This is a genomic window from Hydrogenophaga sp. 70-12 (assembly GCF_001897365.1).
Taxonomy (GTDB): domain Bacteria; phylum Pseudomonadota; class Gammaproteobacteria; order Burkholderiales; family Burkholderiaceae_C; genus Hydrogenophaga; species Hydrogenophaga borbori.
This window is the reverse complement of record NZ_MKSS01000158.1, coordinates 1-13,747: the sequence shown is the minus strand read 5'-3', so window position 1 is coordinate 13,747 and position 13,747 is coordinate 1. Positions and strand designations below refer to the sequence as shown.

General features: G+C 71.6%; 12 protein-coding genes. All 12 read left to right on the top strand.

Going from position 1 to position 13,747, the window contains the following annotated elements; all coding sequences use genetic code 11:
• The first annotated feature begins 205 nt into the window (after nucleotides 1-205).
• Nucleotides 206-1,780, top strand: coding sequence for an undecaprenyl-phosphate galactose phosphotransferase WbaP (gene wbaP / locus BGO22_RS09625; RefSeq protein ID WP_070399775.1), 1,575 nt, complete (start codon nucleotides 206-208; stop codon nucleotides 1,778-1,780).
• Complete coding sequence (fcl, locus tag BGO22_RS09620; protein ID WP_286850467.1) at nucleotides 1,780-2,781, top strand: GDP-L-fucose synthase; 1,002 nt, start codon at nucleotides 1,780-1,782, stop codon at nucleotides 2,779-2,781. Before wbaP ends, fcl begins: the two co-directional genes overlap by 1 nt.
• The gene (gmd, locus tag BGO22_RS09615) at nucleotides 2,778-3,929 is read left to right on the top strand and encodes a GDP-mannose 4,6-dehydratase (RefSeq protein WP_204743681.1); all 1,152 of its coding nucleotides are present in this window, start codon (nucleotides 2,778-2,780) and stop codon (nucleotides 3,927-3,929) included. Before fcl ends, gmd begins: the two co-directional genes overlap by 4 nt.
• 18 nt (nucleotides 3,930-3,947) lie before the next feature.
• Complete coding sequence (locus BGO22_RS09610) at nucleotides 3,948-5,270, top strand: lipopolysaccharide biosynthesis protein (RefSeq protein ID WP_070399772.1); 1,323 nt, start codon at nucleotides 3,948-3,950, stop codon at nucleotides 5,268-5,270.
• Nucleotides 5,267-6,847 (top strand): GMC oxidoreductase, encoded by a 1,581-nt coding sequence (locus tag BGO22_RS09605; RefSeq protein ID WP_286850462.1) that lies wholly within the window; start codon nucleotides 5,267-5,269, stop codon nucleotides 6,845-6,847. The genes BGO22_RS09610 and BGO22_RS09605 overlap by 4 nt, the downstream gene beginning before the upstream one ends.
• On the top strand, nucleotides 6,844-7,791 hold the full coding sequence (locus BGO22_RS09600) for an aldo/keto reductase (RefSeq protein ID WP_286850459.1): 948 nt from the start codon (nucleotides 6,844-6,846) through the stop codon (nucleotides 7,789-7,791). The genes BGO22_RS09605 and BGO22_RS09600 overlap by 4 nt, the downstream gene beginning before the upstream one ends.
• Nucleotides 7,779-9,065, top strand: a complete 1,287-nt coding sequence (locus tag BGO22_RS09595) for an O-antigen ligase family protein (RefSeq protein ID WP_286850456.1) — start codon at nucleotides 7,779-7,781, stop codon at nucleotides 9,063-9,065. Before BGO22_RS09600 ends, BGO22_RS09595 begins: the two co-directional genes overlap by 13 nt.
• Nucleotides 9,062-10,069 carry an acyltransferase family protein gene (locus tag BGO22_RS09590; RefSeq protein WP_286850453.1) on the top strand — a complete coding sequence of 336 codons (1,008 nt, stop codon included), beginning with the start codon at nucleotides 9,062-9,064 and terminating at the stop codon, nucleotides 10,067-10,069. Before BGO22_RS09595 ends, BGO22_RS09590 begins: the two co-directional genes overlap by 4 nt.
• Nucleotides 10,070-10,093: 24 nt before the next feature.
• On the top strand, nucleotides 10,094-11,224 hold the full coding sequence (locus BGO22_RS09585) for a glycosyltransferase (protein WP_286850450.1): 1,131 nt from the start codon (nucleotides 10,094-10,096) through the stop codon (nucleotides 11,222-11,224).
• On the top strand, nucleotides 11,221-12,432 hold the full coding sequence (locus BGO22_RS09580) for a polysaccharide pyruvyl transferase family protein (protein ID WP_286850448.1): 1,212 nt from the start codon (nucleotides 11,221-11,223) through the stop codon (nucleotides 12,430-12,432). Before BGO22_RS09585 ends, BGO22_RS09580 begins: the two co-directional genes overlap by 4 nt.
• Nucleotides 12,429-13,001 (top strand): LbetaH domain-containing protein, encoded by a 573-nt coding sequence (locus tag BGO22_RS09575; RefSeq protein ID WP_083293235.1) that lies wholly within the window; start codon nucleotides 12,429-12,431, stop codon nucleotides 12,999-13,001. Before BGO22_RS09580 ends, BGO22_RS09575 begins: the two co-directional genes overlap by 4 nt.
• Nucleotides 12,994-13,747: nitroreductase family protein (locus BGO22_RS09570; RefSeq protein ID WP_286850445.1), on the top strand; the 754-nt coding region annotated here is incomplete at its 3' end. The genes BGO22_RS09575 and BGO22_RS09570, both read left to right, overlap by 8 nt.

Below are 13,747 nucleotides of genomic sequence, written 5' to 3'. Positions count from 1 at the left end.
ATGCGGCCCAGGGGCGGGCTCCAAGAATGAATTGGCGAGCGCGGGCCCCGCCTGTCCGCGCCTTACCCCCCAACCACCCCGACACGCAGGGAGTCATGCATGCCGTGCTTCAGCCGCCAGCCTTTGCCATGCGCCCTCCAGGTGCATACCAAGCACCCACACAGGGCGCGCCCGTCCAACCCCAGCATCCGCGGTGGGCCCTGACATGGCCCGCGCGCACGCCCAAGGGCTGGAGAGGCGCCGATCCGCGCAAGGCGGACCGGGCGTCGTCGTCCCGCTCCACACCGAACACGACCTCGCCCACAGCCTCGCGCCCTGGGCCGACCTCGGCCGGCGCGAACAACAGGTCAGGGCCTGGCTGGTGCTCACCGACCTGTGCGTGCTCGGCCTGTGCTTCATCGCCGGGCGCCTGCCGGCGTGGCTTCGCGACGAGGTGAGCCTCTCGCAGGCCATGAACGTCTGGTGGGCCGCCAACGGCCACCTGCGCCTCACCCTGTTCGCCGCCATCGCCGTGGCCATGGTGAGCTGGATGTGGACCGTGCAGGGCCACTACACAGCGCACCGCCGCAAACCCTGGTGGGACGAGGCGCGCCAGCTGATCCAGGTGATCGTGCTCGCGGCCCTGCTCGACGCCATGGTCATCTACCTCGCCAAGTGGCCGCTCTCCCGCCTGTGGACCGGCGCCACCTGGGGCCTGGTGTTCATCTGTCTGCCGCTGGCCCGCCTGGCGGTGCGCGGCCTGTTGCTGCGCGCCGGCCTGCTCACGCAACCCTACGTGCTCATCGGCCACCCTGGCGACGTCGAGAAGGCCGCCGCCGCCTTGGCCAGCGAGCCCCTGCTGGGCTACCGGCCGGTGGCCGTCGTCTGCCCCGACCCCGGCGCGCGGCTGGTCAAGCTCGCCGGCGGGCACGTGGTCGCGCCCACGGCGCTCACGCCCGGCGTGCGCGACTTCCTCGCACGGCCCGGGCCCCACCAGCTGGTGGGGGTGCTGGGCCTGCGCGACAACAACTGGCTGCGCGAACTCGCGCAGGAGCTCATGCTCACCCGCGACGACCTCGTCATGGTGCCCGCACTCGGCGGCCTGCCCATCTACGGCATGGAGGTCTCGCACTTCTTCAGCCACGACGTGCTGCTGCTGCGCGCCCGCAACAACCTCAACCGCCGCGGCCCGCAGGTGCTCAAGCGCGCGCTCGACATCGTGGGCGCGGCCACCCTGCTGGTGCTGCTGGCGCCGCTGCTGGCCTGGGTCGCCTGGCGCATCAAGCGCGACGACGCCGGCCCGGTCTTCTTCGTGCAGAAGCGCGTGGGCGTGGACGGCCAGCTGTTCGACTTCATCAAGTTCCGCAGCATGGTGATGGACGCCGACGCCGCGCTGGAGCGCTGGAAAACCGAGAACGAGAAGCTCTACGTGCAGTACCTGGCCAGCAACTTCAAGCTGGCCAACGACCCCAGGGTCACCCCGATCGGCCGCCTGATCCGACGCACCAGCATCGACGAGCTGCCCCAGCTCATCAACGTGCTGCGCGGCGAGATGAGCCTGGTCGGTCCGCGCCCGCTGCTGGCCCGCGAGCTCGGCGAATACGGCAAGAGCATCGCCGCCTACGGCAAGGCCCGCCCCGGCATCACCGGCCTGTGGCAGATCAGCGGCCGCAGCGCCAGCACCTTTCAACACCGCATCAACATGGACCTCTGGTACGTGCGCAACTGGTCGCTCTGGTACGACCTCGTGATCATGCTGCGCACCGTGCGCGTGGTTCTCAGACAGGAAGGCGCTTGCTGATGAACACACCCGACAGCATCTACGTCGCGGGCCACCGCGGCATGGTCGGCTCGGCCATCGTGCGCCGGCTGCTCGCCGCCGGCCACCCGGCCAGCCGCCTGCTCACCCGCACGCACGCCGAGCTCAACCTGACGGACCAGGCCGCCGTGCGCGCCTTCTTCGCGCGGACCCAGCCGAAGCAGGTGTACCTCGCCGCGGCCAAGGTCGGCGGCATCCACGCCAACAACGTCTTCCCCGCCGACTTCATCTACCAGAACCTCATGATCGCGGCCAACGTGATCGAGGCCGCGTTCTGCAACGGCGTGCAGAAGCTGCTGTTCCTCGGCTCCAGCTGCATCTACCCCCGGCTGGCGCCCCAGCCCATGAGCGAGCAGGCCCTGCTCACCGGGCCGCTGGAGCCCACCAACGAGCCCTACGCGGTGGCCAAGATCGCCGGCATCAAGCTGTGCGAAAGCTACAACCGCCAGTTCGGTGCCAGCCATGGCGTGGACTACCGCTGCGTCATGCCCACCAACCTGTATGGACCGGGCGACAACTACCACCCGGACAACAGCCACGTCATCCCCGCGCTGATCCGCCGCTTCCATGAAGCGAAGGAGATCGACGCGCCCGAGGTCGCCATCTGGGGCAGCGGCGCGCCGCTGCGCGAGTTCCTCTACGTCGACGACATGGCCGCCGCCTGCGTGCACGTGATGAACCTGCCCAAGGCCCGCTACGCGCAGCACACGCAGCCCATGCTCAGCCACATCAACGTGGGCTCGGGGTCGGACCTGAGCATCGCCGAACTCGCGCACGGCATCGCCCGCGTCGTGGGCTTCAAGGGCCGCATCGGCTTCGACGCCAGCAAACCCGACGGCGCGCCGCGCAAGCTCATGAACAGCGACCGCCTGCACAGCCTGGGCTGGCGGGCCCAGGTCGACCTGCCCCAGGGACTGGCCCTGACCTACCAGGACTTCCTCCAGACCACCGCCCCCCGCCACTTGCCGATCGCCGCGCTATGACCACCAACCCGCCCCTCCCCCACGCCAAGCCCCGCGTCGCCCTCATCACCGGCGTCACCGGCCAGGACGGCTCCTACCTCGCCGAGCTGCTGCTCGACAAGGGCTACGTCGTGCACGGCATCAAGCGCCGCAGCAGCCAGTTCAACACCCAGCGGGTGGACCACATCTACCAGGACCCGCACATCGACGACGCCCGCTTCCACCTGCACTACGGCGACCTGAGCGACACCAGCAACCTGATCCGCATCGTGCAGGAAACGCAGCCCGACGAGGTCTACAACCTCGGCGCGCAGAGCCACGTGGCGGTGAGCTTCGAGAGCCCCGAGTACACCGCCGACGTGGACGGCATGGGCACGCTTCGCCTGCTCGAGGCCATCCGCATCCTCGGGCTGGAGAAGAAGACGCGCTTCTACCAGGCCAGCACCTCCGAGCTGTACGGCCTGGTGCAGGAGATCCCGCAGAAGGAAACCACGCCCTTCTACCCGCGCAGCCCCTACGCCGTGGCCAAGCTCTACGCGTACTGGATCGTGGTGAACTACCGCGAGGCCTACGGCATGTACGCCTGCAACGGCATCCTGTTCAACCACGAGTCCCCGCGCCGCGGCGAGACCTTCGTCACCCGCAAGATCACGCGCGGCCTGGCCAACATCGCGCAGGGACTGGAGCGCTGCCTGTACATGGGCAACCTCGATTCGCTGCGCGACTGGGGCCACGCCAAGGACTACGTGCGCATGCAGTGGATGATGCTGCAGCAGGAACGGCCCGAGGACTTCGTCATCGCCACCGGCGTGCAGTACAGCGTGCGCCAGTTCATCGACATGGCCGCGCGCGAACTGGGCATCAGCCTGCGCTTCGAGGGCGAGGGCGCGAACGAGCGGGCCATCGTGCAGGCCGTCGAGGGCGACCAGGCGCCGGCGCTGCGGCCGGGCCAGGTGATCGTGCAGGTGGACCCGCGCTACTTCCGCCCCACCGAGGTGGAGACGCTGCTGGGCGACCCCGCCAAGGCCAAGGCCTCGCTGGGCTGGGTGCCGCGGATCGCCCTGCGCGAGATGGTGACGGAGATGGTGGCCGCCGACCTGGCGCAGGCCCGCCGCCACGCCCTGCTCAAGACCCACGGCTACGCCGTGGCGGTGTCCGGCGAGCACTGACCCAGCGGACGCACGGCCATGTTGCTCCCCCAGCCCTTGCGCCCATCGGCCCTGGCCCGCTCGCCCCTGGCGCGGCGCATGGCCTCGGGCGCGGGCGCCTACGGCTACGCGCAGGCGGTGAGCATCGGCACGCAGCTGGTCTCGCTGCCGCTGTTCCTGCACTACTGGGACATGGCCACCTACGGCTACTGGCTCGCCCTGACGGCCTTGCCCTTCTACCTGTCGATGGCCGACGCCGGCATCTCCCACGCCGCGTGCAACCGCATGATCGGCCTGATCACGCAAGGCCAGAAGGCGCGCGCCGTCGAGGTGTTCCACAGCGCCGTGGCCTTCGTGGCGGCGGTCTCGCTGCTGGCCCTGCTGGCCGTGGGCGGCACCTTGCTGCTGCTGCCCGCCGGCACACTGCAGGCGCCCGGCTGGAAGGCGGTGCTCATGCTGCTGTCGCTGAGCGTCGTGCTCAGCCTGTTCTGCAGCCTGGCCGAGGTCATCTACAAGGCCACCGGCGGCTACGCGGCCGGCACCTACCTGGTGACCACCGGCCGCCTGGTCGACTGGACCGGCGGCCTGGTCGGCCTGGCGCTCACGCAGCGCTTCATCGGCGTCGCCGCGGCCATGCTGCTGGCGCGCCTGGGCTACACACTGCTCAGCCTCTGGCTGAGCCAGCGGCGCACCGACTTCCTGCGCTGGGGCCTGCGCCACGCCAACGCGGCCGACATCCGCCAGACCGCGGCACCCGGCATGCTGTTCCTCTCGCTCTCGCTCACCAACGCGCTGAGCCTGCAGGGCTTCACGCTGCTGGTGGCCGCCACCCTGGGCCCCGCCGCCACCGCCGTGTTCAACACCTACCGCACCATCGCCCGGGTCGTGGTGCAGGTCACCAACGCCCTGAGCAACCCGCTCTGGCCCGAGCTCACGGCCCTCAAGGGCCAGCGGGACGACGCCGCCTTCTGGCGGCTCTACCGCCGGGCCAAGCGCCTGGGCCTGTTGATCGCGGTGGCCGGCGCCGCGCTGGTGTACGCGGCCTCGCCCCACCTGCTGGAGGTCTGGACCCACGGCCAGATCCCCTTCACCGCCAGCGGCATGGCGCTGTTCCTGCTCTACGCCGCCGTGTGTTCGGCCACCCAGGTCCCGCGCGTCGTGCTCATGTCCATCAACCGCCACGCCGGCCTGGCCGCGCAGAGCCTGGCCGCCGCCGTGGTCTCCCTCGTGGTGGCCTGGCTGGTCTGGCGCGGCGCCGGCATGGCGGGCGTGGTGGGCGCCATGGTGCTGGGCGAGGCCCTGGTCTGGCTCACCGCCACGCGCGCGGTGCAGCGCCTGCACGCCACGAAAGGCGCCGCATGATCGTCGACCTCGTCCACGCCCCGCCCCCCGACACGCCGCACGACGTGATCGTCGTCGGCGGCGGCACGGTGGCCCTGCTGCTGGCGGTGCTGCTGGAGCGCCAGGGCCAGCGCGTGCTGGTGCTGGAGACCGGCGGCGGCGGCTTCGAAACGCCGGCGCAGCAGCTCAACGAGGCCAGCGTCATCGGCCGCGCCCACAACGGCATCGCCATGGCGCGCGGGCGCGCGCTGGGCGGCACCTCCAACCTCTGGGGCGGCCAGCTCACCGGCTTCGTGCCGTCCGACTTCGAGGCCCGCGCGGGCGTGTCCGACGCGCCCTGGCCGATCGCCTACCAGGACCTGCTGCCCTGGTACGACGCCGTGGCCCGGGAGCTGCGCCTGGCCGACGCACTCGACGAGGACACGCCTCAGGCGCACAAGCTGTTCGGCGACGGCTACCCCGAGATCCCGGGCTTCACCTTGTTCCTCACCCGCTGGCTCAAGGAGCCCGCCATGGCCCGGTACTTCGGCGAGCGCCTGCGCCACGCGCCCCGGCTCACCGTCCTGCTGCACGCCCACGCCACCGGCCTGGAGCTGTCGGCCGACGGCCAGTGCGTCGCCGCCGTGCGCGTGGCGCGGCCCGACGGCCGCTCGGCCACCCTGCGCAGCCCGCGCGTCGTGCTGGCCAACGGCACCATCGAAATCGCCCGCCTGCTGCTGGCCTGCGCGGCCGAGCAGCCCCAGGCCCCGTGGGCGGCCAACCCCTGGCTCGGCGCCGGCTTCCAGGACCACCTGGAAATGCGCGGCGGCCAGGTGCACCCGCTCGACAGGCCGCGCTTCCTGCGCACCTTCCAGAACATCGTGCTGGGCGGCCACAAGTACCAGCCCAAGCTGCGGCTGAACACCGGTGCGGACCCCGCGCTCCAGGTCTCGGGCTACTTCGCGTTCGAGTCCAGCATCGCCGAGCACCTGCAGCACCTGAAGGTGCTGGCCCGCTCGCTGACCCGCGGCGCCCTGCCGCGCCAGGGCCTGGGCGAGGTGCTGCGCCACGTGCGGGGCATGGGCAGCGCCTGGCTGCCGATGGCCGTGCAGTACCTGCGGCACCACCGCATCTACAACCCGGCCGACCGGGGCGTCTGGCTCGTCATGCACGCCGAACAACTGCCCCGCGACGACAGCCGCATCGCCCTCGACCACCAGCGCAAGGACCGCTTCGGCATGCCCCTGGCCGCGCTGGACTGGCGCATCGGCGGGCGGCCCGAGGTGCAGGCCATGGCCGCTTTCGTGCGCCGCGCCGGGCGCAGCCTGCAGGCCGCCGGGCTGGCCCGCGTGGAGATCGATCCGCTGCTCGCCGACGAGGACCCGCGCGCTCTGGACCGGGCCACCGACACCTACCACCAGTGCGGCGGCGCCCGCATGGGCCACCACCCGCGCGACGGCGTGGTCGACCGCGAACTGCGCGTGTTCGGCACCCACAACCTGTACGTGGCGGGCGCCGCGGTGTTCCGCACCTCCAGCTACGCCAACCCCACGTTCACCGCCATGGCGCTCACGGCCCGCCTGGCCGACCAGCTGGGCCGCGAGGCGGCCACGGCATGACCATGGACAGCCACGCCGCCCTCATCGCCCAGCGCCTGGGCTTTGGCTGCGGCCGCCTCAAGGGCGGCCATGAAAAAGCCAACGCCCTGCGGCTGGTGCACGCCGCGCTGGACATGGGGCTGCGCCACTTCGACACCGCGCCACCCTATGGGCTGGGCATGTCGGAAGCGGTGCTGGGCGAGGCCCTCAAGGGCCGGCAGGAGCCCGTCACCGTGTTCACCAAGGCCGGGTTGGCGCGCCCCGCCTCGCCCGGCCTGCTGCACACGGCGCGCGCCATCGTCCGGCCCCTGGCCCAGCGCGTGCCGGGGCTGCGCAGCGCGGTGCTCAAAGGCATGGCCCAGCGCGCCGCGCCCGCGCAGTTCCACCCCGACTTCATCGCCCGCTCCTTCGACACCAGCCTGCGCCTGCTGCAAACCGAGCGGGTGGAGGGCCTGCTGCTGCACGAGGCGCAGGCGCACGACGCGCTGGCGCCCCTGGAGCCGCTGCTCGAGCGCCGCGTGGCCCAGGGCCAGCTGGGCGCCTATGGCAGTTCCACCGGCGAATCCGCCGCCCGGCTGGTGCGCTTCGGGGCGGTGCGGCAGTACCGCTGCCCCCTGCCCGGCACCGAGGGGCCGCCGGCGGGGCCCACGGACATCCAGCACGGCGCGTTCCGGTGCATCGCCCCGGCCATCGCGCAGCGGATGGAACAGGACCCGCGGCTCAAGGACCAGCTGGCCAGCCTCCTGCCCCCCGGCACGGACCCGATGACCGCGACCGGGGCGCTGGCGCTGGCCTATGCGCTGGCGCGCGGCCAACACCGCCTGCTGTTCTCGACCGACCAGCCGCGCCGCCTGGTCGGCACGCTGTCGCTCCTCTGGCACGTCACGGGCTCGGCCCACTGGCGGCCCGCGATGCTGGCGCTGCACGCGGCCTTCGTCCCGAGAGGTACCCCATGCGCGGGCTGAGCACGCAGCTGTCGCGCTGGCTGCTGGGCGGCGCCATCTACCTCACGGGCTGGTACTACGAAGGGCCGGCGCTTCAGGCCGCCCAGATGGGCGCCATCAGCCTGCTGCTGATGGCCGGCTTCTTTTCCCTGCTGTCGGGCGACACGCTGCGCATCCGGCCCAGCCTCGTCGAGTGGCTGTTCAGCGCCGCCTTCCTGTTCGCCATGCTGGTGGCCTGGGCCAGGGGCAACGCGCTGTCGACGATGTACGGCGCCATGCTGCTGCTGGTGCTGGCGGCCATCGCCCTGATGGTCCGGCACGGCCGGGCGGACGGCTTGGTCGCCGTGTTCCGGTGGGCCTATGTCGCGCTGCTCGGCACGCTGCTGCTGGTGGAGCCCCAGGCCCTGTTCGCCTCGCTCGCCGGCCACGTGGAGTACGGCCAGGGGCTGGTGCGCTACCAACCGCTGGGCATGCACCCCAACCTGAGCGGGCTGGTCTACGGCGGGGGGGCGCTGCTGTTCTTCCAGCACAGCCTGGCCGTGCGGCAACGGCCCCGACAGCTGTTCGCGCTGGCCATGGCGGGGCTGTGCCTGTGCGTGCTGCTGGCCGCCTCCGCGCGCGCCGGGATGCTGGCGCTGGCCATCACCGGCGCGACGGGCGTCACCCTGATCGCCTGGCGCGGCTCGCGCCGTGCGCGCATGGGCCTGGCGCTGGCGGTGTTTGCCGGCCTGGCGCTCGTGCTTCTGAAGTGGGCCGACATCAAGGACTACCTGTCCCTCATCCTCGATGTCGACTCGCCCACGCGGGGCGTGGAGTCCGGCGCCACCGGGCGCACCGATCTCTGGCGTGCCGGCGTCGAACTGGTGTTCTCCGACGGCGCGCTGCTGTTCACGGGGCGGGGCATCCGCTCCGCCCTGCCCGAGATCATCGGCTTCCCGGTCGAGAGCTCGTACATCAACCTGGCGCTGGAGCACGGGCTGTTCTTCGGCTCGCTCATCGTGCTGGCCTTCGCGGTCACCGGCTGCCGTGCGCTCAAGCACGGGCTGCAGGCCCAGCCGCCGCACTACCCGCTGTTCATGGCCGGGCTGATGGTGGTCTTCATCCTGGCCCAGTCGGTCTTCAACCGGTACCTGATCGGCGTGGGCAACCCCTATTCGCTCTGGATCCTCGTGCTGATCCTGCAACTGAACCTGCGGGCCATGCCCTCGGACCTGCGGGCCCGGCGCGCGCGAGCGGCCGCGCGCGCATGGCCCATGGACCGCGAAGCCTTCACCCCCCCTGGGAGCCTGACATGACACACAGAGACACGGACACCACGCTGATGCTGTGCCTGGCGACGGTGCTGATCACCCTGTCGCACCTGGACGCCTTCGTGCCGGACCCGCGCATCGCCACGGGCGGCGCCATCGGCAACTCGCTCTTCTTCTTCCTCTCGGGCTTTGGCCTGGCCAAGAGCCTGAACGCCGAGGCGGCGGGGGGCGCGCCGCCTTCGCTGTCGACCTACCTGCGCAAACGGGTGGTTCGCCTCTACCCCGCCGTCCTCATCGTGGCCTGCGCCATGCTCGCGGCCGGCATGGTCCACGTCGGCGGCATCGCCGAACTGGCGGCGGTCTTCGTCTGGCCCACGCCGTTCTGGTTCATCTCCGCGGTCATGGTGTTCTACGTGCCGGTGTTCTACCTGGCGCGCCTGCGCCCCGCCGGCATCGCCACGGCCATGGCGCTGTTGCTGGTGCCCTACGCCTTCTTCTACAGCCAGCTGGACCTGTCCACCTTCGTCGTGGAAGGGCGGGGCAACGATTTCACCTGGGCCAACCACTTCAAGTGGATCAACTACTTCGGCCTCACGCTGATGGGCTGCCTGGTCGCGCGCCTGGGCCTGACGCCCCGGCTCGGCCCCGCCGCCATCGCCTGGCTGCTGAGCGGCCTGCTGCTGTTCCTCGTCGCCAAGCTCACGCTGTTGCGCCTCGGCCTGGGCCATCTGCAGTTCGTGTTCCAGGCCCTGCTGTACCCGATCGTCTATGGCTGCTTCCACGTCTTCGCCTCGGAGGCGCTGCTCAAGCCCCTGCGGTCCACGCCGCTGTTTCCCGTGGTCGCGCTGCTGGGCGGCCTGACCCTGGAGATCTACCTGACGCAGACCGCCTGGATCCGTTGGCTGGAAGCCCAGAGCTACCCCTACGGCCCGCTCGCGCTGCTGCTCCTGGCCCTGGTGCCGCTGCTGGTGTTCTCGGTGCTGACGCGCTGGGTGTCGCAGCGCATGGGCTCGGGCGTCTCGCGCCTGTTCCAGCCCGCCACCGCTTGACCCCATTTGACAGGGCGATCCGACATGCACTTCGTCTTCTGGCATTCCTACCTGATGTTCCACCAGGCCGCGTACATCCGCGAGCTGGCGAACACGCCCGGCAACACCGTGCACTGGTGCGTGACGCAGGCCCTGCCCGCGCACTACCGCGACCGCGGCTACCCGCAGCCCGACACCGGCCGCATCCAGGTCCACGTCGCGCCCACGCCGGCGCAGGTCGCCGAGCTGGCCACGCTGCCCGGCTCGGTGCAGGTGTTCTTCGGCCTGCGCGGCTTCGCGCTGCCGCTGGCGGCCTTCCAGGCCAGCCGGGGCGCGCCGGTGCACCGCTTCCTGATGACGGAGAACCGCTACGAGCCGGGCGCGCGCCTGCTGCCGCGCTGGCTGGTCTACACCTGGGACGCGCTGCGCCACCGCCGGCACTTGAGCGGCGTGTTCTGCATCGGCCACGCGGGCCGCTATGGCGGCGCCCGGTTCTTCGCGGCCTGCGGCTACCCCCGCTCGCGCACCGTGCCCTTCGTGCACGTGGTGGACCCCACGCCGGTGCCGCGCACGCCGGTGTCGCACGGCCATCTGCAGGTGCTGTACGTGGGCCAGCTGATTCCGCGCAAGCGCGTCGACCTGCTGCTGCGGGCCTTCAGCCAGCTCGACGTGCCCACGGCGCGCCTGCGCCTCCTCGGCCAGGGCCCGGAAGAACCGGCGCTGCGGCGGCTGGCCGCGCGGCTGGGCATCGCCGAACGGGTGAGCTTTTCGCCCGGCCTGCCCAACGCCGAGACCGTGGCCGCCATGGCGGGCGCCGACGTGCTGGTGCTTCCCAGCCGGTTCGACGGCTGGGGCGCGGTGGTCAACGAAGCCCTGATGGTCGGCACGCCGGTGATCTGCAGCAACCGCTGCGGGGCCAGCGACCTGATCGAAAACGGGCGCAACGGCTACGTGTTCGAGGCCGGCAGCGCCAGCGCGCTGCGGGAGCGCCTGCGCCAGTACTGCGAGGACTTCCACTGGAACCGCACCGAACTGGCGGACACGGAAACCGCCCGCCTCGGCGGGCCGGCCGTGGCCGCGCGCTTCCAGCACAGGCTCGCGCAACTGCTGGCCCCGCAGCAGACGCCCCCGCAGCCCGCGGTGCCCGGCACCGCCACCCCGATGGTGAAGCGATGAACGTCGGCATCCTGACCTTCCACTTCAGCGACAACTACGGCGCCGCGCTGCAGGCCTACGCCCTGCGCCGCTGGCTGACGGAGCAAGGCCACCGCGCCAGCTTCATCGACTACCGGCCCGCGCACATCGAGCGCGGGGGCCGGCTCAGCCTGCCGACCTCGCCCGCCCGGCTCAAGGCCAATGTGAAGGTGGCCTACCTGGCGCTGTCGTCCTTCGTCCACCAGCACTTCGGCCACCCCGGCCAGCGCGACAAGTTCCTGCGGTTTCGGGAGCAGCACCTCGGCGTCGGGCGCGCCGCCGCGCCCAGCGACAACCGCGCCTCGCTGGCCGCCGCCCGAGCCTTCGACCTGATCGTGGCGGGCAGCGACCAGATCTGGAGCCCGTCCCAGCATTTCGGTTTCGACCCGAACTACTTCCTGGCCTTCGCCGAGTCCTTCGGCGCCCGCAAGATCGCCTACGCCGCCAGCTTCGGCCGGGACCAGGTGTCGCCCACCGAGGCCGCGCAGCTGCCCTACCTGCTGCAGCACTTCGACGCCATCTCCGTGCGCGAGGCCTCCGGCGTCGCCCTGGTCGAACGGGCCACGGGCCAGCCGCCGGCCAACGTGCCGGACCCGACCCTGCTGCACAGCGACTACTCGGCGCTGACCGAGCGCGCGCCGGCCCCGCACCACGGGCCCTACGTCTTCTGCTACGGACTGCGCTCGCCCGACAACATCCGCTCCAGCGCCGAGTGCGTGTCGCGCGAGCTCGGCTGCCCGGTGCTGTCGCCACACAACCCGCACCGGCGCTGGCCGGAGATCGGGCACACGGTGTACCCCGATCCCGGCGAGTGGGTCTCGCTGGTCCAGCACGCGCAGTTCGTCGTCACCAACTCCTTCCACGGCACGGTGTTCGCCCTGCTGTTCCGCAAGCCCTTCATCGTGGCCGGGCTCACCGGCGAGAAGGCCAGCGCCAACGCCCGCGCGCTGAACCTGCTGCGCGCCGTCGGCCTGGAGCGGCGCTTCGCCGCCGGGTTCTCGGCGCCGAACGTGCGCTCGCTGGTGGCCAGCGACATCGACTGGGCCGACGTGGAGCAGCGCCTGGCGGCGATGCGGCACACCGGCCGGGCGTTCCTGCGCGCGCAGCTGGAGGCGGTGGTGCCGGGCGAGGCCCGGCCGCTCCCGCCGCGCCCAGCGCCGCCACGCGTTGCACGGGAGGTCCTGCAGTGAGCGATTCCCTCAGCGATTTCCGCTCGCTGCGCTACCGCAGCGGTTTCGGCGGCGCCGCGCTGCTGCGCCGGCTCGCGTGGGAGCTGGTCTGGCTGCTGGCCTTTCGGCCGACCCCGCGCTGGGCCCTGCACGGCTGGCGGCGCTTCCTGCTGCGCGCCTTCGGCGCGCGCATCGGCGCGGGCTGTCGCATCGCGCCCTCGTGCCGCGTCTGGGCGCCCTGGAACCTGACCATGGGCGAGTTCTCCGCGCTGGGCGACGGCGTGGACTGCTACAGCATGGGCCGCATCACCATCGGCTCCAAGGTCGCCGTCAGCCAGCGCAGCTTCCTGTGCGCCGGCTCGCACGACATCCGCAGCCTGTCGCGGCCCCTGGTGACCGGACCCATCGCGATCGAGGACCACGTGTGGATCGCGGCGGAGTGCTTCGTGCACCCGAATGTGTCGATCCGCGAGGGCACCGTGGTCGGCGCGCGCTCGGTGGTGACGCAGGACCTGCCGGCCTGGTCGGTCTGCGTCGGGCACCCGTGCCGAAAGATCAAGGACCGCGTGCTGGGAGAGGCCCATGTTTGACAAGGTGGCCAAGTTGGCGGGCATCTTCAGCGAGGCCTTGCGCGACGCGGCGCTGTTCCTGCGCTTCAACTCGTACTCGCCGTTCGTGGACAAGTCCCGGCGCGCCTTCTACAAGATCATCATCGAGGCCCACACGATCGAGAAGGGCCTGTCGCTGCCGAGCCCGAAGCCGCTGTTCGGCAAGGACAAGGTCCGCTTCGTGATGAGCGCGCTCTCGCGCTACGACATCGGGCACTCGCCGGTGCCGGCCCACATGTCGCTGGGCGCGCTGGAGGCCTACCTGGCCTTCCACGCCCAGGCCGGCGCCAGCGACCCCCTGCTCGACGAGATCAGCGGCTACCTGAAGCAGTGGGAAACCCGGCTGCCCAGGCCGTGGCGGGGCGGCACGCGGGACTACCGTTTCGACGGCCAGCCCGCCGGCGACCTGCAGCACCTGATCGCCGGCCGCTCGAGCGTGCGCACGCTGTCGCCCGCGCCGCTCGACCCCGCGCGCATCCTCGAGGCGATCGCGCTCGCGCAGCAGGCGCCCTCGCAATGCAACCGCCAGGCCACCCGGGTGCACACCTACCAGGACCCGGCCCGCATCCAGGCACTGCTGGCGCTGCAGGGCGGCTCGCGCGGTTTCGCCGACACGGTCGGCAACCTGTTCGTGGTGAGTTCCGACATCTGCGCCTGGGGCGGCCCCGGCCAGCGCAACCAGGCCTATGTGGATGGCGCGCTGTTTGCCATGTGCCTGCTGCTGGCCT